The following is a 20,119-nucleotide window of genomic DNA, read 5'->3' on the forward strand; positions in this document are numbered from 1 at the left end:
CATTCCAAAAGAGGGCCGGGATGCTGAGAGACGACATGGAAGCCGGCGAAACCGCCGAACCGACGCTGCGTTACGCCCACTCCTGGCGCATCGAGGCCTTCGGCGCGCCGCTGGCGCCGCACCGCATGCCGGCGCCCGAGCCGCAGGGCAGGGAACTGCTGCTGCGCACCCGGCGCTGCGGTGTCTGCCATTCCGACCTGCATCTGTCGGACGGCTATTTCGACCTCGGCGGCGGCAAGCGCCTGACCATGGCCGAACGCGACATCGTGCCGCCGCTCACGCCCGGCCACGAGATCGTGGGGGAACTCATCGCCGCCGGTCCGTGCGCCGATTTGGAGGGCCTGGCCCTGGGCAAGAGCTACCTGGTCTGCCCCTGGATCGGCTGCGGCCGCTGCGGCCCCTGCCGCAAGGGGCGCGGCCATCTCTGCCTGGTGCCGCGCGCCATCGGCATCCAGCGCATCGGAGGCTACAGCGACCGGGTGATCGTGCCCGAGGGCCGCTACCTGATCGACATCGAGGGCCTGGACCCGAGCGAAGCCGCCACCCTGGCCTGCGCCGGCCTCACCGCCTACTCGGCCATCTCCAAGGGCCAGGGCGAGAAGGACGACTGGCTGGCCCTGATCGGCCTGGGCGGCGTGGGCAGCGCCGGCCTGCAGATCGCCCGCGGCCTGGGCTTCGAACGCATCGCCGTGGTGGACATGGATGCCGCCAAACTCGACCGGGCCATGGCCCATGGCGCGCACTGGGCGGTGAACACACGCGAGACCGATGCGTCCGCCCGGCTGCGTTCGGGCACCGGCGGCATCGAGACGGTGGTCGATTTCGTCGGCTCCAGCCAGACCGCGCAGCTAGGCCTGGACGTCCTGCTGCGCGGCGGCAGCTATATCGCCGTCGGCATGCTGGGCGGCAAGCTCCAGCTGCCCTTGCCGCTGCTGGCGACCCGTGCGATCACCGTGCGCGGCAGCTATACCGGCAGCCTGGCGGAGCTGCGCGAACTGGTGGCGCTGGCCCAGGTCGGGCGCATCGAGGCGGCGCCGGTGGAGACCATGGCGCATGCGCGGGTCAACGAAGCGCTCGACAAGCTGCGCAAGGGTTTGGCCAGCGCACGGCAGGTGCTGGATTACGACTAGCCGCTGCCGCTTGGCCGCCCGCGCACAAGGCTTTTGAGGGCTGCCTACACTCGCTTCGAAAGCTGGCGCGGGCCGCAGCCGGGCGTTTGCGGCCCGGCCGCCGCGCCCGAAAGTCCGGTTCCATGTCTTCAGCCTTGCCTTCTTCCCGCCGGCCCGATGCGCCTTCGGTGGGCCTCCACATCTTCGCCGGCTTGTGCGCCAGCCTGGTCGGCATCGGCCTGGCGCGTTTCGCCTACACCCCGCTGATTCCGCCGCTGATCGAGGCGCACTGGTTCGCCGCCGCCGATGTGGTCACCCTGGGCGCGGCCAACCTGGGCGGCTACCTGCTCGGCGCGCTGCTGGGGCGGCCGCTGGCGGCCCGGGTGGGCGCCGTCGCCTGCCTGCGCTGGATGATGGTGCTGGTGACGCTGGCCTTCGTCGGCTGCGCCTTCCCGCTGTCGCTGGCCTGGTTCTTCGGCTGGCGCCTGGTGTCGGGCGTGGCGGGCGGCGCGATGATGGTGCTGGTCGCCGCTACCGTGCTGCCGCATGTGCCGCCGGCCCGCAAGGGGGTGGCCAGCGGGGCGATCTTCCTGGGCGTAGGTCTCGGCGTGGCGGCCTCGGGCACGGTGGTGCCGCTGCTGCTGAACTTCGGACTGCGCAATACCTGGCTGGGGCTGGCCATGCTGTCCGCCGTGCTGACGGCCGCCAGCTGGTTCGCCTGGCCTGCGTCCACCCCGGTCGCCAAGCCTGCCTCGGCGGCACCCGCGACGGCAGGCGCACCGGCGGCGGGCCTGGCGGTGCTGTATGTGCAATACGCCCTGATGGCCATCGGGCTGGTGCCGCCCATGGTCTTCCTGGTGGACTTCATCGCCCGCGGCCTGGGCGCCGGTGCCCATCTCGGTTCGCTGTTCTGGGTGGTCTACGGCCTGGGTTCCATCGCCGGCCCGCCGCTGTACGGCCTGCTGGCCGACCGCCTGGGGCCGCGGCCCACGGTGCGGCTGGCCCTGGCCGTGCAGGTGCTGGTGCTGGCCGGCGCCTGGGGCACGGGCAGCCTGGCCTTGCTGGCGCTGCTCACCTTGGTCATCGGCAGCTTTCCCTCCGGCATCGTGCCGCTGGTGCTGGCCCATGTGCATGAATCGGTGCCGCACGACGCGGCGCGCCAGAACCAGGTGTGGAGCCGCGCCACCACCGTCTTCGCCGCGGCCCAGGCGGCCGCGGGTTATGGCTTCTCGGCGCTGTTCAATGCCAGCGGCGGCAACTACCGGCTGCTGTTCATCTGCGCCGCCGCCGCGCTGCTGGTGGCGCTGCTGGCCGAGCTGGGCAGGCGTCCCGCGGTGCAGCCTCTGCGCGGTCGCGCCTAGCTTCAGACCTGCGCCTGGCCGCCATCGGCGAACAGCTCGGCGCCGTTGACGAAGGAGGCATCGTCCGAAGCCAGGAACAGCGCCACCCGGGCGATCTCCTCCGGCCGGCCGACACGGCCCAGCGGCACCTGGCTGCCCAGGTAGTCGAGCAGGCCCTGCTGCTGCGCCGCGTCCGGGCCGGCCAGTTCGACCAGGCCCGGCGTGTGGATCGGGCCGGGCGACAGGGTGTTGACGCGGATCGCCTTGCCCTTCAAGTCCAGCGCCCAGCTGCGCGCCAGGTTGCGCACCGCCGCCTTGGTGGCGCTGTAGATGCTGAAGCTGGCGGTGCCCATCACGCTGGTGGTGGAGCCGGCCAGGATCACCGAGGCGCCGCTGACGGCCTTCTCCAGCAGCGGCAAGGCTTTTTGCACGGTGAACACCACGGCCTTGACGTTGCGGTCGAAGGTGTCGTCGAAGTGCTGTTCGGTGATGGCGCCCAGGGGCAGCATCGATCCGCCGCCCGCATTGGCATACAGCACGTCGATGCGGCCTTGCCGGGCTGCGACGGTGGAGAAGACCCGGTCCAGGTCGTCCATCCGGGTGGAGTCGGCCTGGATGCCGATGGCGGAAGAACCGATCTCGGCCAGCGCCGCATCCAGCTCGGCCTGGCGGCGGCCGGTGATGTAGACGGTCGCGCCTTCCGCCGCGAAAGCCTTGGCGGCCGCCAGGCCAATGCCCGAGCTTGCACCGGTCACCACGGCCACCTTGCCTGCGAGTTTCTGAGCCATTTCTTTCTCCATGAGTGATTGATGTGTTCAGCTTAATTGGGCGAATCCCATGAATAAATGGTGAATTCGGTAGAACATAATTCACCATCGTGAATACTGAAAGCCGGCATGGACCAGCTCCTGGCCTTGAGGGTCTTCGTCCGCATCGCCGAAACCGGCGGCTTCTCGCGCGCGGCCGATTCGATGAACATCCCGCGCCCCACGGTCACCAAACTCGTGCAGGACCTGGAGCGGCACCTGGGCACCCGGCTGCTCAGCCGCACCACCCGCCAGGTGCAGGTGACGGCCGAGGGCTCGGCCTATTACGAACGCGCCCGGCAGGTGCTGGCCGATGTGGACGACATGGATCTGCTGGCCGGCGGCTCCCGCCGGCAACTCAGCGGCCGGCTGCGGGTGGATATCGGCTCGGTGCTGGCCCAGCGCATCCTGATACCGGCGCTGCCAGCGTTCCGTGAGCGTTATCCGGGCCTGCGGCTGGAGCTGGGCGTGAGCGACCGGCCGATCGACCTGATCGGCGACGGTGTCGATTGCGCGATCCGCGGCGGCGAGCTGCCCGACAGCCGCATGGTGGCGCGCCACCTGGCTGCGCTGGAGTGGGTGAGCTGCGCCAGCGCCGACTACCTGGCCCGGCACGGCGAGCCCCGGCATCCCGACGAGCTGCTGGCCGCCGGTCCGGATGGCACACGGCATGCCCTGGCCGGCTATTTTTCATCCTTGTCCGGTCGGGCCTTCGCGCTGGAGTTCCATCGGGCCGGGGAGACGGTGCTCGTCAGGCCCGAGGAGGGCGTCCATTGCAACGAAAGCACGGCGCATCTGCAGGCCCTGGTCTGCGGCCTGGGCGTGGGCCAGACCTTCCGTTTCGCCGTCGCACCGCACCTGGCCGATGGCTCGATGCGTGCCGTGCTGGGCGACTGGACGCGGCCGGCCCACAGGCTCAGTTTGGTCTATCCCGGCGGGCGGGAACTCAATGCCCGGGTGCGTGCCTTCTCCGACTGGGCCGCGGAGGTCTTCGCGCCCTTCGATGGCCGCTAGCGCACGCCGAGCCGATCGCTCAGGTAGGCCACCAGCCCGCTCACCTTGGGCAGCAGCCGTTTGCTCCGCGGCCAGACCAGGTTGAGCGGCAGGCCATCGACCGACCAGTCCGGCAGGATCTGCACCAGCCGGCCCTCGCGCAGCGCATCCCCGGCCAGCCAGGTCGCCAGCTGGGCGATGCCGCAGCCGGCCAGCACCGCGTCGAGCTGTGCCTGGCCGTTGCCCACGACGATGCGTGCATCGAACATCCGGCGTTCCACCGCCGCTTCGCCGCGGGCGATGCGCCAGGGGCTGGGCGAGCCCTCGGCGCGGCCGTACATCACCAGCTCGTGGCCGGGCAGCTCGTCGGCTGACACAGGTGTGCCGCAGCGCTGCAGATAGGCCGGCGCGGCGCAGAAGACCAGCCGCTCCGCGCCCAGGCAGGCATGGCCCAGGTCGGCCGGCCAGACATCCGGGCCGCCGATGCGCACGGCCAGGTCGATGCCCTCGTCGATCACGTCCACGAAGCGGTCGGTGAAGGAGACCTGCGGCAGCACCGCCGGATGCAGCTGCGTGTAGGCCAGCAGCAGGGGCATGACCTGGCGCAGGCCGAAGGTCACCGGCAGGTCCAGGCGCAGGCGGCCGGAGGGCTCCACGCTCTGCGCGGCCAGCACCTTCTCGGCGGATGCCAGTTCGTCGAGCACCCGCACGCAGACCTGCAGGAAGGCGGTGCCGGCATCGGTCAGCGCCAGGCGGCGGGTGCTGCGCTCGAACAGGCGCTGGCCCAGCCGGGCTTCGAGCCGGGCCACGGCCTTGCCGACGGCGGAACTGCTGAGGTGCAGGCGCTCGGCGGCGGCGGTGAAGCTGCCGGCTTCGGCGGTGGCGACGAAGACGTCTATGCCCTTGATGCGTTCGGCGCTGTGCATGGAGAGGGGGGCTTTACGGAAATGAGATCCGCAATTCTCGGAAAAATCGTCCAGGACAGGAATCCATGGCTGCAATACCCTGGCCGATTCTTTTTTCCAAGCTCCTCCTGCATGTCTCCGCTTCCCGCCGTGCGCCCTCCGGGCCAGTCCTCCATCGTGGTCCTGGCGATCGCCGCCTTCGTCATCGTCACCACCGAATTCCTGATGGTGGGCCTGCTGCCCGCCCTGTCACGCGACCTGGGCATTTCGGTGGTCACCGCCGGGCAGCTGGTGACCTTGTTCGCGGTCGTGGTCATGGTGTTCGGCCCGGTGCTGACCGCATCGCTGTCGCACTTCGGGCGCAAGCGGCTGTTCGTCGCTGTGCTGCTGCTCTTCGCGGTGTCGAACGCGGTGGCCGCGCTGGCGCCCAATCTCTGGGTGCTGGCCTTCGCCCGCATCGTGCCGGCGCTGGCGCTGCCCGTCTTCTGGGGCACGGCCAGCGACACGGCGGCGCGCATCGCCGGGCCGGAGCGGGCGGGCAGGGCCGTCTCCCGCGTCTATCTCGGCATCTCCGGCGCCATGCTCTTCGGCATACCGCTGGGCACCCTGGCCGGCGACCTGATCGGCTGGCGCGGCGCCTTCTGGCTGCTGGCGGCCCTGTCGCTGCTGGTGGCTGCCCTGCTGCACCAGACCATGCCCGCCATGGCCTCGGGCGAACGGGTGAGCCTGGCGGAGCAGGCGCGCATCCTGCGTTGCCCGCGTTTCGTCGCCGACGTGCTGCTGTCGGTGCTGGTGTTCACCGCCATGTTCAGCGGCTACACCTATCTGGCCGAAACCCTGGAGCGTCTCGCCCAGGTGCCGGCGGCGCAGGTGGGCTGGTGGCTGATGGGCTTCGGCGCCGTGGGACTGGCCGGCAACTGGCTGGGAGGGCGCTGGGTGGACCGGTCGCCGCTGGCCACCACGGCCGGTTTCTGCCTGCTGCTGGCCGTTGGCATGGGTGCGACGGTGCTGCTGGCCGCATCGCATGCCGGGCTGGCGCTGGCCCTGGCGGTGTGGGGCGTGGCGAACACGGCGCTGTACCCGGTCTGCCAAATCCGGGTGATGAAGTCCGCGGCGCGGGCCCAGGCGCTGGCCGGCACCATCAATGTGTCGGCGGCCAATGCGGGCATCGCGCTCGGCGCGATCGTGGGCGGCCTCAGCATCTCCTCCTGGGGCATCGCCAGCGTGGGGCTGGTGGGCGCGGCCATCGCCTTGCTGGCGGCGCTGGGGGCGGCCTGGGTGGGCCGCATCCGCCCGGCCTAGGCTCCTGGCGGACGTACCAGGCTTCAGCCGGCGCGCTTTTCCATGCGCAGCAGGTCGTTCACCGCCAGCGGCGGCACATCCGGTTCGGCCGGCTCGGAGCGCTGGATGGCCGCCGCCACGGTGGTGGCCAGGGTTTCCACATCGAAGGGTTTGCGCAGCACGGCCTGGCGCCCCAGCACCTGCTGGACCTGCGCCATGTCGGCATAGCCGGTGGCCAGCAGGATGGGCAGGTCCGGATGCAGCACCCGGGCGGCGGCGATCAGCTCGGCCCCGTTCATGCCGGGCATGAGGTAGTCGGCCAGCAGCAGGGTGGGACGGCATTTTTCCAGTGCCCGCAGGCCGGCCAGGCCATCCGTGGCTTCATGCACGGTGTAGCGCAGCATGCGCAGGCATTCGACCATGGTCTGGCGCACGCCGGCATCGTCTTCCACCACCAGGATCTCCATGCCGGGCCGGCCCTCGGGCATGCCGGCCGGCTTGCCGCCATTGCCGTCGCCCGCGAAGTCGGCGCCTTCGGCCAGGGGAAAACGCAGCTCCACCGTGGTGCCCTGGCCCACCGCGCTTTTCAGCTCGGCGCGGCCGCCGGACTGCTGGGCGAAACCATAGACCTGGCTCAGGCCGAGCCCGGTGCCTTCGCCCACCGGCTTGGTGGTGAAGAAGGGGTCGAACACCTTTTCCAGCAAGGCGGGCGGTATGCCGCTGCCGGTGTCGCGCACGCTCAGGATCGCCTCGCGCTGCCCGTCTGGCTGGTTCCTCACTTCGGTACGAATCACCAGCCGGCCGCCGCCGGCCATGGCGTCGCGCGAGTTCACGGCCATGTTGAGCACCGCCATCTCCAGCTGCGCGCTGTCGAGCACGGCGGAGACCCGGCCGGGCCACAGGTCCAGCACCACCTCGATGCGGGAGCCGACCGATACGCCGATCAGCTCGCTCAGATTGGTCAGCAGCTGGTTCACATCCTGCAGCTTGGGCACCAGGCTCTGCGCGCGGGCGAAGGACAGCAGCTGCGCGGTCAGCCGAGAGCCGCGGGTGACCGCCTCGCGGGCGCGGCGGGCATGGTCGGCCGAGGCCGGATCCTTGGCGGTGCGGGCGATCATCTGCAGGTTGATGTTGACCACATGCAGCAGGTTGTTGAAGTCGTGCGCCATGCCGCCGGTGAGCCGGCCGATGGCTTCCATCTTCTGGCCCTGCACCACGCTGGCCTGGGCTCGTTCGCGCTCGGCAATCTCGCGCATCAGCCGGTTGTTGGCCTGCGACAGGTCGGCCGTGCGTTCGCCGATGCGGTTCTCCAGCTCGGTGTTGAGCCGCTCCACCGTGGCGCGGGATTCCTCCAGCGCGGCCAGGTGGCGCCGGGTGGCGTACTGGCGCAGCCGGGCACGCAGGGCGCTGCGGGCAGCGCTGGCCAGGGTCTCGGGGTTCACCGGCCGCTCCAGCAGCACGATGTTGCCCAGCTCCTGCAGCGAATGCAGGGCCGACTGCGAGCGGCGCCCGGTCTGCCGGGTGGCCAGCACCACGAAGGGAAAGTCCGACCAGGCGGGCTGCGCGCCCAGGTAGTCGCCCAGCGCCTGCATCGAATCGCCGGCGAGCGCCTCCTCGGTGACGATGACCGCGGCCGCCTCGCGCGATATCTCCTGCAGCAGCTCGGCGAAGTCGCGGCAGCCATGGCAGACGATGCCCTGGGCGCGCAGCACGCCCTCGATCACTTCGGCGTCGCGGCCACGCGGTGCGAGGATGAGAACCCGGTCTTCCATCGATCAGCCAGGTACGGCGAGGGTGGGCTGGCCGAGCAGCGGCACATTGCCGGTGTAGCGCGGGATGCCGGAGAGCACACCCTGGAAGTCGGTCAGTGCCTCGCCGATCTCCACGCCGCGCTTGCCCAGGCGGAATTCGCGGATGGTGGTCTCATGGGCGCTGGTGCGGCTCTTGATCGTCGAAATGGCCTTGAGCAGGCTGCCGTTCGCCTCGAAATAGCGGAACTGCACCAGCGCATCGCTGAGGTAGCTCAGGTCCACATCCGAGCGCACATCGCCCACCACGCCGTGCTGCGACAGGATGGAGACGGTGATCACGCCGCGCATGTTCAGATAGGACAGCAGCTCGTGCATCTGCAGCAGCAGGAACTTGCCGCCGGTCATGGCCTGCAGGTAGGCGTTGAGGCTGTCGATCACCACCATCGCGCAGCCGTCCTGCTCGACCGCATGGCGCACCGAATGGGCGAACTGGCCCGGCGACACCTCGGCCGGGTCCAGCGCCCGCATCTGCAGCTGGCCGGACGCCAGGTAGGCGTCCAGGTCCAGCCCCAGCGACTTGCAGCGCAGGCCCAGGGTGCCCAGGCCCTCGTCGAACAGGTAGTAGGCGACCTTGCGGCCCTGCTTCATGGCCTGGATCGCGCAGCTCACCGCCGTGGTGGTCTTGCCGGTGCCCGCCGGACCGGAGAAGAGCGCATTGCTGCCCGGCACCAGGCCGCCGCCCAGCAGCTCGTCGAGCTGGCGGGTGCCGGTGCTCTGCGGCAGGCTGGAGAAGTCGTGCGGGTGTTCGTGGGCGACCAGGCGGGGAAACACCTGCAGGCCGCCGCGGTCCAGGTGGAAGTCGTGTTCGCCCTCGCGGAATTTCACGCCGCGCAGCTTCATCACCCGCAGGCGGCGTTTGTCCGGCCCATAGTCGCTGGCGCTCTGCTCCAGGTGGATGACGCCGTGGGCGATGCTGTGCAGATGGGTGTCGCCGCCGGCCGTCTTGTCGTCCAGCATCAGCACCGTGCAGCCGCGCACCGCGAAGAAGCGCTTGAGGGCCAGGATCTGCCGCCGGTAGCGCAGCGGGCTCTGGGCCAGCAGGCGCATCTCGGAGAGGCTGTCGAAGACGATGCGCCGCGGTTTCTCGCTCTCCACCAGCGCCATCACGCTGCGGGTGGTCTCGCCGAGTTCGAATTCGGAAGGGTGCAGGATGCTCTGCTCGGCGTCTTCGCTCAGCCCTTCATCGCTCACCAGGTCGCGCACCCGGATGCCCTGCAGGTTCCAGCCGTGCGATGCGGCCACCTGGTGCAGCTCGGTGCTGGTCTCGGAGAGCGTCACGTACACGCCGGATTCGCCGGCATCGCGCCCGCGCAGCAGGAACTGCAGGCCCAGCGTGGTCTTGCCGGAGCCGGGCGTGCCCTCCACCAGATAGAGATGGCCGTTCGGCAAGCCGCCCGCCAGCACGTTGTCGAGGCCGGCAATACCGGTGGAGGCATGGCCTTCTTGCGGGCTGTTTTCGAACGCAGGCATGGAGAAATCGGGGGGCTGGGTGGAGGAAATGCCTGGCGCTCTCGCACTGACCAGCGCATGGGATGGATGTCCAGCCCTATCTTGCTTGCCCCGGTGCCTCCGGCGATTGCCGCAATACTGATAAGCGCGTCAGCCATCGCCGACGGTCCGGGCCGCCGGGGAGACGGGGCGCCGCAGCCTCAGCTGAAGTGGCGCAGCGAGGTGGCCAGGCTCAGGGCCTCCGAGCGGGCATCCATCAGCGCCGCGAATTCGGTGGCGCGCGGCAGCACGCAGCGGTGGCGCACCAGGTCCTTGTCCGCTTCCAGGATGTGCAGAACGCCTTGCCAGCGCCCGTCGAAGCGGCCGGCTTTGGGGAAGAAAGTGAAACCTCGGGCGTGAATGGGTGTGCGCATGGTTGGGCTCCGTAGGCGCGCTGCTCAGCAAAAAACGCGCCCGGCAGGATATTCCCAAAACCATGGCAGAAGTCGCGTGCTTCCGCGCTGCCCGCAAAACGTAAATCGTTGTAACCTCGCCGCCAAATTCAGTCGATCCACTTCGAAAGACGGCCATGTCCGAAAAACTCCACGCGACCTGGACCGCAGCTGTCCGCAAGCATTGCCCGGCGGACCTCGACGACAAGGCGCTGGAAAAGCTCCTGGAAGCCAAGGACATGGCCCGGGCGCTGGAGGGCCTGAAATCCGCCGCCGCCCGGCCGGACGGCTACCTCGATGCCCTGGCCAGCGCGCTCACGCTGATCGAGAAGGTGCGCGGCAACGCCCGCAAGCACAAGAAGACCCTGGGCGACCCGGCCTTCAAGGCTTTCGACAAGACCCTCGACGACCTGCACACCGAAGCCGAGGCCTCGCAGAAGAAGGCCGCGGCCGCCGCCAAGGCCGAAGCCGCCAAGGCGGGCGACGAGGAGCCCGACTCCCCCGTGCTGCTGACCAGCAAGATGCTTCCCCTGGTGCGCGAGCTGCGCAAGGGCGAGCTGGAGATGTCGGCCCTGGTCTGCACCGCCGGCAACCAGTGCGCGGTGCTGATCATGCGGCGCGCCATCGCGCCGGGCCGGCGCAAGCTGCTCAGCGATGCGCTGAACGTGTCGGGCGGCGCCAAGTTCTTCGCCGGCACGGTGCAGTGGCAGGACAAGGCGCTGACCTTCCAGTTCGCCACGCCGGTCGCCAGCCTGGCCAAGAAGGTGCGCCAGGCGATGCTGGCGCAGACCGACCTGCGGCTGAAGGTGAAGATCGCGGGTCCCGACGGCGTGGGCGAGACGGACGGCGAGAACGAGGCCGAGGAAGACAAGCCCGCGGCCGGCACTGCGCCGGTCACTCCGCCCGCGAACGTCGCTGCGAATGCCGCCGCCACCACCGCGCCCGATGCCGGCAGCCAGGCCGAACCGGAGCCGGTGCGCCCCAGCGCCAACGACGAGAAGCGTTTCCGCGATCTGGCCGCCGAACTGGAAATCCCGCTCCAGCAGGCCCTGCGCGGCCGCCATCCCGATGCGGACAAGCTGCGCATGATCATGTCCGTGGCGCAGGAGAAAGCCCAGTCCGCCGCCACCATCGGCGGCGCCATCGCCGCCCTCGGCAAGATCCGGGAAATGCTCAAGCCCCAGGCCCATGCGGAGCAACCGGCCGCCAACGCGGCGGCATCGCCGGTGGACGACCCGGTGACCCGAGGCAAGGTGCAGGACGCCCTGGTCGCCAGCGGCAAGCGCTTCGAAGCCACCCTGAACGCCGTGATGGGCCCGCTGACCGGCGCCATGGCCTTCCCCGAGGTCGGCGGCGATGCGGTGGCCAGCGCCATGGCCGAAGCCCGCGCGCTGGCCGCCAGGGGCGACCATGCGGCGGCCGAGGCCCGCATCAAGGATGCGGCCCGCGACGCCGTGAAGGTGATGGAGCGCGCGCCCTATGCGCGTGCGATCCGCCTGCACCAGGGCAACATCAAGGCCGCCTTCGGCATCGCCCACCAGGGCAAGGGCGCGGCCTTCAAGAAGGCGTGGGAGGTGGCGGTCAAGCAGGCCGCCGCGGGCGACTACGCGGCCGCCGCGCCCGCCGTGCTGGCGCTGGCCCGGGAGGTCGGCGAGGTGCGCGAGGACAAGGCCCTGATCGAGATCCGCGACAAGGTGCGCGGCCAGCGCGACACCAACGACCAGGCCATCGCCGCCGGCCTGAAGGACCCCGACTTCGGCATCGACCAGCTGCGCGCGCTGGTGATCAACGAGATCGGCGGCCCGGGCGTGAAATCCCTGGCCGCGCAGGCCGCGGAGGCGGGCGACGACGCCGGCGCCAAGTCGCGCGAGGCGATGAAGAAGCCGGCCACGGCCGAGGCCAACTTCAAGACGCACGACTGGTTCAAGCTCAAGGAGATGCTGCACGCCGGCGAGATCGACAAGGAAGACATGTGGGACTGCTGGCGCTTTCGCCAGCAGTACGTCACCGCCGAGATCGACAAGCTGCGCAAGACCTATCCCACGCTGATCGCCAAGACCTCCGGCAGCTCGGACCTGGAATCCGACATCGACATCACCTTCGCCTCCACCAAGCCCGGCGACGACGTGCTGGCCGCCCGGGATTTCAATGCCCTGGTCCTGCAGGCCTTCAAGAAGCCGCCGGGCCGCGTCTTCGACGTGAACATCTATCCGCGCGACTACAACGCGATCAAGGAATCGATCAACGCCGAATACAACGCCGAGGCCGTGCCCGACCGCAACATCGACCAGCCCACCGGCGAGATGCAGAAACTCAGCCGCGTCGACCAGGACGTGGCCACGCTGCTCAAGCAACGCCGCTTCCTCGACGCCGCCGCCTACGACGCCCTGATGCAGCAGGTGATAGACGGCTCGCCGGCCGAGGTGAAGGCGCAGGTGCAGAAGCAGTTCGAGGAGGGCGAGGACATCTACCTGCTGACCGCGCAGGAGAAGGTGCAGAAGATCCTCGCGAAGCTGCCGGCCGACCGGCGCCAGGGCCTGCCCAAGGTGCAGGAATACCTGGCCACCCTGGACACCGGCGGCAGCTTCGACCTGGAAAAGGCCAAGGCGGCGCAGCGCCTGCTGCCGCTGGCGCTGGACGAACTCGAAGCCAGGCTGCCCAACGAGGTCATGCTCGCCACCGACGAGATGTACCTCGACAAGATGGCCACGATGCGCGAGGACCAGACCCGCATCCAGGCCCTGCAGAACCCGGCCGGCGCCGTGGCCGCGCAACACCCGGGCGGCGACTGCGAGACCATCCATCCCGGCCAGTCGCACGAGGAATGGCGCGCGGCGGAATCCGAACGCCTGAAGGCGCGGGTGAAGAAGGACCAGTTCACCAACATCATCTTCGCCAACGAGGCCTACATGAGCCAGGGCGCGATCGAGCACATCGTCGCCGGCCTGCAGGCGGCCGACGAGGCGACCAAGCAGAAGATGCTGGCCCAGCTCACCCCGGCCACGCTGATGCAGTCCTGCAACGAGCAGCTGGCCGACTTCTTCAAGGACATGAAGGCGGTGGAGGGCGGCATCGCCACCGAGACCGACGAGACGAAGAAGCGCCGCGAGACCGGCGAGGCCTTCGTGCATGCCTCCAAATACCTGGTGCGCCTGCTCGACGCGGCCCAGCTGCTCTACGACAAGTTCGACCGCTTCGTGCCCAAGGTGCCGCTCAGGCTGAACCTGCTGACCGTCACCGGCTTCGCCAGGCCGATCGAGCTGCAGAAGAAGGTGGAGAGCGTGCTGCTGGCCCTGCGCAAATCCTCGGCGGTGCCGGCCGATGCCAAGGGCGAGGTCGGTTTCGACGAAGCCAGCCAGCTGTTCAAGGTCAGGACCATCGGCGAGTTCCGCAAGCTCATCACCGACTTCGGCACCGAACTCAATCTGCAGGTGCGCGGCTCGCCGCAGTTCCAGGCCGAACTGGCGGTGGACGAGGACACCGAGCGGCGCTTCTTCGGCGTGCCCGACATGCCCGCCGCGCTGCAGCAGGAGGTGGATGCCGCACGCCGCCTGGTGGCCGCGAAGCTGCAGACCCTGCCGCGCCACGGCGAACTCGCCGCCATCCTGGGCGAGTCCGAAGGCGAGGTGCTGGCGGCCCGCGAGCTGGTGCAGGCCGCAGGGCGCGCACCGGCGCCGCACGACCTGCCCGAGCAAGTGCGGCAGACGACCGACCGCGCCCAGGCCGTGCTGGAGCGCCTGCGTGCGCCGGCCAGCCGCGCGGTGCTGGAGCTGGTCGACCGCATGGTGCTGGAGGCGGGCAAGCTCTCCACGAAGCTGCAGGCACCGGCCGCGGCCGATCTGCACGAGGCCCATCGCCAGGTACGGCAGAAACTGGTCACCGACCTGGCCCGGCAGATCGGCACCCTGAAGGCCGGCCGCGACAGCCTGCAGCAGGACTACGACCGGACCGAGGCCGAACTGGCGCAGGCCCTCGCCGACCTGCGCGCCCTGGCCTGATTCAGGCGGCGGCGCGCTGGTGCGCCGCCCGCGCATGGGCGCAGACCGCGCCCGGCGTGGCCAGCCAGATCTCGCCCCGGTCGCGTGCCTGCGCGAAGCGCTCCAGCACCCGGCGCAGGTGCTTGAGGCGATAGGGCTGGCCGACGATGTAGGGATGCAGGGCCAGGCCCATCACCAGGGGCTGGGCGGCGGACTGCAGCAGCATCTCGTCGAGGTTGTCCAGCGTCATCTGCGCGAAGGCGGCGGCGTCCATGCGGCGGCCGACGATCATCGGGATGTCGTTGAGTTCCTGCGGATAGGGCACCGACCACAGCTCGGTGCCGGCGCGGGTGCGCATGGGCAGGGGCTGGTCGTCGTGGCACCAGTTGAGGGTGTAGGCGTAGCCGGTCTCGGCCAGCAGGTCGGGGGTGCGGGCGCTCTCCGATATCCAGGGCGATAGCCAGCCGGCCGGAGCCTGGCCGCTCTCGCGTGTGATGCGTTCGCGGCAGTCGGCCAGCAGGCGGCGTTCGGCGGCTTCGGACCAGACGCCCTGGCGCTCGGCGTTGGTATGGCCGTGGCCCACCAGCTCGTCGCCGCGCGCCACGCAGGCCGCCACCAGCTCGGGGCAGTGGTCGTACAAGGCGGTGTTGAGGATGGTGGCCGCGGGCATGCCCAGCGCATCGAACATCTCCAGGCAGCGCCAGGCGCCCACCCGGTTGCCGTACTCGCGCCAGGAGTAGTTCAGCACGTCCGGCTCCGGCGAGGCCGGGCCTATGCAGGCGCCCATGCCTTCGCCGAAGGCGAAATGCTCCAGGTTGAAGCCCAGGTACACCGCCAGCCGCGCGCCGTTGGGCCAGGCGTAGTCCGGGCGGGCGTGGATGGGCGAGTAGTCGAAACGGTCGTGGGCCGGCAGCACGCCGCCGTAGGTGGCCGCTGTCGCGGCATTCGAAGGTTCGGTCAAGGAGAGGTCCGGGTCAGTAGGGTTGCAGCTCGAACAGGCGTTGGGGCCAGGGGTTGGGCAGCACCTGGCGCGCGGCCTGGGTGGGGTAGATGGCGGCCAGCTGCCATTGCTGCTGCGCGTCCAGGCGCCACCACAGGTCGCACAGGAAACGCAGGGGATGCGGCGCGCCGCGGTTGCCGTCGGAATAGTTGCTGACGAACTGGATGGCCGGGTCGCCGCCGCGGTCGGCCAGCCGGGCCAGGCGGCCGTCGGCGAAGCGTTCCATGGACAGGCCGTCGAAGCTGGCCAGCGTGCGCAGCGACAGGCGGGGCGGCAGCGTGCCGTCGGCCCGCCGGGCCACCGGCGGGTGGGGGGAGGGCGCGTCGTCCTGGGGACCCTTGCGCCGGGCAGCTTCGAAGGCGTCGTCGCGGGCCTTCAGGAAAAGCTCGGGCGGCTGGTCGCCCGCCAGCTGCAGCGTGGCGGCGATGCCGATCAGTTCCTCCACCAGGGTGAAGGGCCGGCCGCGCGATTCGCTGGCCTCGATGAATTCGTGGATGGCCGCGCGGCTCTCGGCGGCCAGGCGGCTGGCGGGCTCGGCATCGGGCGGCAGGCCGGCGAGGGCGTCCAGCGCGGACCAGAAGCGCTGCACGGCCGCCTGCAGGCTTTCGCGCCGGGCGGGGGTGTCGGCGATCGGCGGTGCGCCGTCCCAGCTCCGGCCGGCCGCATGGTCCCAGGCGAAGCCGCCGCTGGCCGTGTGGCCGGATGCGCTGGCGGGGTCGGCGGCGGTGCTCTGCAGGCGCAGCAGTTCCTGCTCCGGAAAGACCGTGCCCAGGTCCTGCCCGGCCTCGTAGTCGATGGACGCGACGCGGTAGTCCAGCGCGCCCTCCGGAGCGCCCCGGTACTCGATGCGCAGCTCGTTGCGGCCGGCGCGCAGGAACCAGGGATGGATGGCCGCATAGCCCTCCATCGGCGTCTCCAGCCCGGCCGCGCGGCCGCCTGAGCCCGCACGGGCCGAAGGCAGCCAGTCGGCCGGAAAACCGTTGATCCAGGCGCGGTGCCGGCTGCCGTCGTCCCGCAGGGTCTGCAGCAGCGCGATGGGGTGTGGGGTGTTCATCTGGTCGGTCGCTTGGGCGTTCGCGGAGCCCGCGAGGGCGGCAAGGCACAGCATCGCGCACGGCCAGGCCCGCGCGCGGCGGGCTTTGCGGGGCGCGAAGGGCATGCCGGGGGATGGTCCATCAGGACTGCAGCTCGGGCGTCGGCAGGAAGAGGCGCAACACGTCCACGAACATCTCCGAGGACAGGCGCTGGCGCAGCTCGGCCCATTCGCCCTCGGCCTCGATTTCCGCGAGCAGCTGGGCATCGACCTCGATCAGCTCGGTGGCGGATTCGTCCTGCAGGTCCTGCCAGCCGAAGACCAGGCGGGCGTCCTGGATGGCCAGCAGGCGCAGCGCGGCGCTGCCCAGCGGCGGCTGGCGGCTGTCGCGGATCAGCGCCATCTTGGCGAGTTCGACCGTCACGTCGTCCAGGCCCGCGCCGGCGATGAACACCTTCTCGCGCAGCGCCGCCCAGCCGAAGGTGAGGCGGCAGCGCAGGCCTTTGCCGAGTTCACGCGCGCTGGCAGGTGCGCCGCCGCCGAAAGCCTGCTCGAAGGCCTGGCGCGCGCGCTCGGCGACGGCCGACCAGTCGCCCATGCGGTCGGCCGGCCAGGCCGCGATCCACTGCCGCCGGCCCAGGTCCAGGTAATTGAATTCGGGCGCCACCCGGAATTCGGTGCCGCAGTTCGGGCAGGCCTGGCGCTGGAACACGGTGGAGAGGATGTCCTCGCGCAGGTCCGGCCGCCGGTCGGCGTTGACGCTGTGCACGAGGGGGAAGTCCACCGCGCCGCCGCAGGCGGGGCAGGGAATGGGGGTGGTGCGGATGATGGACATGCTGGGTTTTCCGCTTAAAGGGCCTTGAGCCAGCCCGCGAAGGGATGGTTGTCCTTGAGTTTGCCGCCGTGCCAGCTCATGTAGAGCTCGGCGAACCATTCGCCGGGCGCGCGCCACTGGTAGCCGGTGATGCCCTTCCTGCGTTCGTCCAGCAGGTAGCTCACCCAGTTGTTGTCGTAGGCTTCCTGGTAGACCACGCCCGCGACGGCGGCGCGTTTGGACTTGGCGTAGTCGTACCAGATGTCGCCGTTCTTGGCGAGCTCGTACCAGTTGTCCACTTCCTGTCGGGCACTGTCCCACTTGGCCTGGCCGCCCGGATGGCCGTCGGGCATCGCGACGGCATCGGGTGTCGCGCCATTGAGCCGTTGCAGCACGTAGCCGCGGTCGTATTTCTTGGCCGCGGCGACGGCATCGGCGATGAGGCCCAGGTCGGTGTATTCGACCCAGCCGCCGAAATCGGCCTGGCCGGCCCGGCCGGCCATGAAGGCCAGCCGGTCGTCCACCGCATGGCCGATCTCGTGCAGCATCGTCATGTTGAAGAGTTCGGCAGGCCTGGGGTCCTTGGGCGCGTAGGGGTCCTGAGAGGTGTCGTAGTCCAGCGGCAGGCCGAGGGCCTTCTGGCGGGCACTGGCGTCGTAGTCCTCGGTGCCGGTGTCGGGCCTGCCCTCCATGGTCGCCTGCTTGCGGGTCCAGCCGTAGGCACCGCTGACGCCCTTGTCGGGATTGGAGTGCACCACCGACTTCAGGCTCGGACTGCGGGTGCCGTGCGAGGCCGGCACCGAAGCCAGCGCGGCCCAGATGGCCTTGGCGGACAGGGTCTGCTTGCCGTCGTTCGAGGAAAGCAGGATGCCGAAGCGTTTTTCCGCCAGCTTCACGATCAGGTCGAAGCTGGCCCGGCCGGTGAGCGTCGAGACGAAGTCGTCCAGCATCTTCTCGCCGCCGTCGAGCTGGAGCAGTGACTCGGCTGAGCGGGCGATGTCGCCATCGGCCGGGTTGGCCTTGGCCAGGCGGGCGATCTTGAGAGCCTCCAGCTTCGCCTCCGCCTGGTCCAGGGCCTTGCGGGCATCGGCGAAGCGCAGTTCGGCCAGCGCGGTCTTGGCCGTGGCCAGCAGTTTCTCCGCGTCCTGGACCTTGTCGCCGGCCGATTTCTGGGTGGCGCTGCGCTGGCCCAGCGGCGTCGCGCGCAGGTCGTAGGCCGCGATCGCCTCGGCCGCCTGCTCGGCTGCGCGGACCGCTTCGTCGGCCTGGGCCACGGCCGAAAGCGCGGTGGCGTAGGCGCGTGTGCCGGCCGATTCGACGGCGCCGTCCAGCAAGGGCTGCAGCTTCGCCGCCTGGGACGCGAGGGCCTGGAAGCTGCCCGTCTTCGCGCGTTCGACAAGAACCTTCTGGCGCTGGCGGGACTGGGCGAGCGCCGCATCGAAATCCAGCTGCCGCGCCCGGATGCCCTGGCCCGCCGCCGCCAGCCCGGCCGCCTGGGCCAGTGCCTTGCGTGCATGCTCCAGATCGGCGCCCTTTCCGTCGGTGCCGGGGGCGGCTTTGGCCAGGGCCTGTTCGCAGGCCAGGCGGATCGTCTTGACCTCTTCGGCGAGCAGGGCCTTGCAGGGTTCGGCTTCGAGCTTGAGCGCCTCGGCCCGCAGCGATTCGACGGCCTTGGCGACGTCCCCGGGCGTGGCGGCCGACTGCGCCGCCTGCCGGGCCGCCATGGCGTCTTTCAGGTCGGCGGCCAGGGTGCGGGCCGCGGTCAGGCCGGAGTCCAGCCGGGCCAGCCATTCCTGTCCGGCGGGCCAGTCGGGCGTTTCGCCGGCGGCGCGTTTGCCCGCCTCCGACAGCAGGCCGTCGAGCGCGCCCAGCACCTCGCCCATCTGCGCGGCGGCCGGCAGCTTGCGCAGGGCGGACAGGCCTTCTGTGAGCCGCTTGCGGTCGTCGAGGAATTTCTGGGACACGGCAGCAGCGCCCACCAGCGCCTCGCAGTCCTTCTGCACTTTCTCGCACAGGGCGATGGCTTCCTCGAAGCGCTTGCGTTGGGCGGTGGCCAGCGGGGCGGCCTGGTCCTTCAGCACGGTGTCGAAGGCCTTGACCTGACCGGCCATGGCCGTGTTGGGCCTGAGCCGCGCCACGGCATCCACGGCGCTCTGGCGCTTGCCGTCGTAGGCCAGCCGGCGTGTGGCCATATCGACCGCCCGGGTGGAGACCACCAGCGCCATGTCCTTCAGGGCCGGTATCGCGGCGAAGTCATGGGCGGCCACGCGCTGGGCGACGGCGCCGTGCATGCGCAGGAGTTCCTGGTGCTCGGCATCCACGAACGCGGCCAGGGGCAGCGCCTCGACCTTGTCGATCTCGATCTGGATCTCGTCCTGTGTCCACTCTTCCAGGTACTCGCTCATTTCCTCCAGGACCGCCTTCACGGCGGCGGTCGCCTGCGCGTACTTGCGTGTGTCCACGTCCGCGTCCTGTTCGGCCTGGTCGAGGCTGGCCTTGAAGGCATTCCAGTCCGCGTCGGAGAAATCGTCCTCCATCGCCAGCAGGATGACCTGAGCCGGCGTGCGCGCCACCCGGTAGGTGTTGAACTGGCCGGCCCAGTCCAGTGCTTCGGCGCAGGCCTTCTTCGCGGAGTCGATCTGGCTCAGGGCCTGCGGATAGCGCTTGTTCTCGTTTTCCGCGACGGCGGTGCGCAGCAGGCCGCGGGCCTCTTCGGTGCGGGTCTCGACATGCTCGCGCTGCGGGTGCGCGGCGATCTTCTGCAGGGCAAGCTCCACTTCCTGGCGCAGCGCCGGGAAGCGCGGATTGGCGGCGCCGATCTCGGCGGCCCTGGCGGCGCGCAGCTTCACATCCTCGAGATCCTTGTAGGCCTGCTTGAAGACGGCTGGCGCATCCTCATAACCGGCTTTCCTGGCCCGGGCCTGGATCTCCGAGACTTCGTGCTCCAGCGCCGCCACCTGCTTTTCGGTGCCGGCGATCCGCTCTAGCGCCGTCAGCGACAGCAGCACCTTGGCCTCGCGCCGGAGGTAGTCCTCGAACACCTCGCTGATGGCGTCGTCCTTCTTCTCGGAACTGCTGCGGATGTGCAGCGTCTTCTTGGGCCGCGCCTTCACCCCGAGCTGGTCGACGAGGAACGTGCGCTGGATGGCGGTCAGTTTCATGGCGGGTCC

Annotated in this window: 14 protein-coding genes; 5 read left to right on the forward strand and 9 right to left on the reverse strand. The window is 70.1% G+C overall.

From position 1 onward, the window contains the following. The first annotated feature begins 20 nt into the window (after positions 1-20). Positions 21-1,130 carry an alcohol dehydrogenase gene (locus GT347_RS21775; RefSeq protein ID WP_160554185.1) on the forward strand — a complete coding sequence of 370 codons (1,110 nt, stop codon included), beginning with the start codon at positions 21-23 and terminating at the stop codon, positions 1,128-1,130. Between the two features lie 122 nt (positions 1,131-1,252). Then, complete coding sequence (locus GT347_RS21780) at positions 1,253-2,470, forward strand: YbfB/YjiJ family MFS transporter (protein WP_160554186.1); 1,218 nt, start codon at positions 1,253-1,255, stop codon at positions 2,468-2,470. Positions 2,471-2,472: 2 nt separating this feature from the next. On the opposite strand, the gene GT347_RS21785 is transcribed toward GT347_RS21780, so the two are convergent. Beyond that, positions 2,473-3,237 (reverse strand): SDR family NAD(P)-dependent oxidoreductase, encoded by a 765-nt coding sequence (locus GT347_RS21785; protein WP_160554187.1) that lies wholly within the window; start codon positions 3,235-3,237, stop codon positions 2,473-2,475. Positions 3,238-3,345: 108 nt separating this feature from the next. Here GT347_RS21785 and GT347_RS21790 point away from each other — a divergent pair, with 108 nt between their 5' ends. Next, entirely contained in the window at positions 3,346-4,269 is a 924-nt protein-coding gene (locus GT347_RS21790; RefSeq protein WP_160554188.1) for a LysR substrate-binding domain-containing protein, read from the forward strand. Here GT347_RS21790 and GT347_RS21795 read toward each other — a convergent pair. Further along, positions 4,266-5,174 (reverse strand): LysR family transcriptional regulator, encoded by a 909-nt coding sequence (locus GT347_RS21795; protein ID WP_160554189.1) that lies wholly within the window; start codon positions 5,172-5,174, stop codon positions 4,266-4,268. The two genes, GT347_RS21790 and GT347_RS21795, sit on opposite strands and share 4 nt — an antisense overlap. Before the next feature lie 111 nt (positions 5,175-5,285). On the opposite strand from GT347_RS21795, the gene GT347_RS21800 reads away from it, so the two are divergent. Then, positions 5,286-6,455 (forward strand): MFS transporter, encoded by a 1,170-nt coding sequence (locus GT347_RS21800; RefSeq protein WP_160554190.1) that lies wholly within the window; start codon positions 5,286-5,288, stop codon positions 6,453-6,455. A gap of 23 nt (positions 6,456-6,478) precedes the next feature. Here GT347_RS21800 and GT347_RS21805 read toward each other — a convergent pair whose 3' ends face one another. From GT347_RS21805 to GT347_RS21815, 3 genes are all read right to left on the reverse strand, one after another. Next, positions 6,479-8,206 carry an ATP-binding protein gene (locus GT347_RS21805; protein ID WP_160554191.1) on the reverse strand — a complete coding sequence of 576 codons (1,728 nt, stop codon included), beginning with the start codon at positions 8,204-8,206 and terminating at the stop codon, positions 6,479-6,481. 3 nt (positions 8,207-8,209) lie between these two features. Continuing rightward, a complete protein-coding gene (locus tag GT347_RS21810) occupies positions 8,210-9,715 on the reverse strand; it encodes an ATPase domain-containing protein (RefSeq protein ID WP_160554192.1) in 1,506 nt (501 codons plus the stop codon). Between the two features lie 179 nt (positions 9,716-9,894). Then, positions 9,895-10,107 carry a hypothetical protein gene (locus tag GT347_RS21815; RefSeq protein ID WP_160554193.1) on the reverse strand — a complete coding sequence of 71 codons (213 nt, stop codon included), beginning with the start codon at positions 10,105-10,107 and terminating at the stop codon, positions 9,895-9,897. A gap of 155 nt (positions 10,108-10,262) precedes the next feature. Between GT347_RS21815 and GT347_RS21820 the strand changes: the two genes are divergently transcribed. Beyond that, complete coding sequence (locus tag GT347_RS21820; RefSeq protein WP_160554194.1) at positions 10,263-14,123, forward strand: fatty acyl-AMP ligase; 3,861 nt, start codon at positions 10,263-10,265, stop codon at positions 14,121-14,123. 1 nt (position 14,124) lies between these two features. On the opposite strand, the gene GT347_RS21825 is transcribed toward GT347_RS21820, so the two are convergent. The 4 genes from GT347_RS21825 to GT347_RS21840 all read right to left on the reverse strand — a co-directional run bounded on the left by GT347_RS21825 (position 14,125) and on the right by GT347_RS21840 (position 20,110). Then, positions 14,125-15,063 (reverse strand): polysaccharide deacetylase family protein, encoded by a 939-nt coding sequence (locus GT347_RS21825; protein ID WP_195812365.1) that lies wholly within the window; start codon positions 15,061-15,063, stop codon positions 14,125-14,127. A gap of 13 nt (positions 15,064-15,076) precedes the next feature. Further along, positions 15,077-16,156: a hypothetical protein gene (locus GT347_RS21830; protein WP_160554195.1), complete on the reverse strand. Its 1,080-nt coding sequence runs from the start codon at positions 16,154-16,156 to the stop codon at positions 15,077-15,079. Between the two features lie 121 nt (positions 16,157-16,277). Next, entirely contained in the window at positions 16,278-16,970 is a 693-nt protein-coding gene (locus tag GT347_RS21835) for a CpXC domain-containing protein (protein WP_160554196.1), read from the reverse strand. Between the two features lie 14 nt (positions 16,971-16,984). Further along, complete coding sequence (locus GT347_RS21840; RefSeq protein ID WP_160554197.1) at positions 16,985-20,110, reverse strand: coiled-coil domain-containing protein; 3,126 nt, start codon at positions 20,108-20,110, stop codon at positions 16,985-16,987. Positions 20,111-20,119: the final 9 nt, after the last annotated feature.

The sequence above is a fragment of the Xylophilus rhododendri genome (assembly GCF_009906855.1).
Lineage (GTDB): Bacteria > Pseudomonadota > Gammaproteobacteria > Burkholderiales > Burkholderiaceae_C > Xylophilus > Xylophilus rhododendri.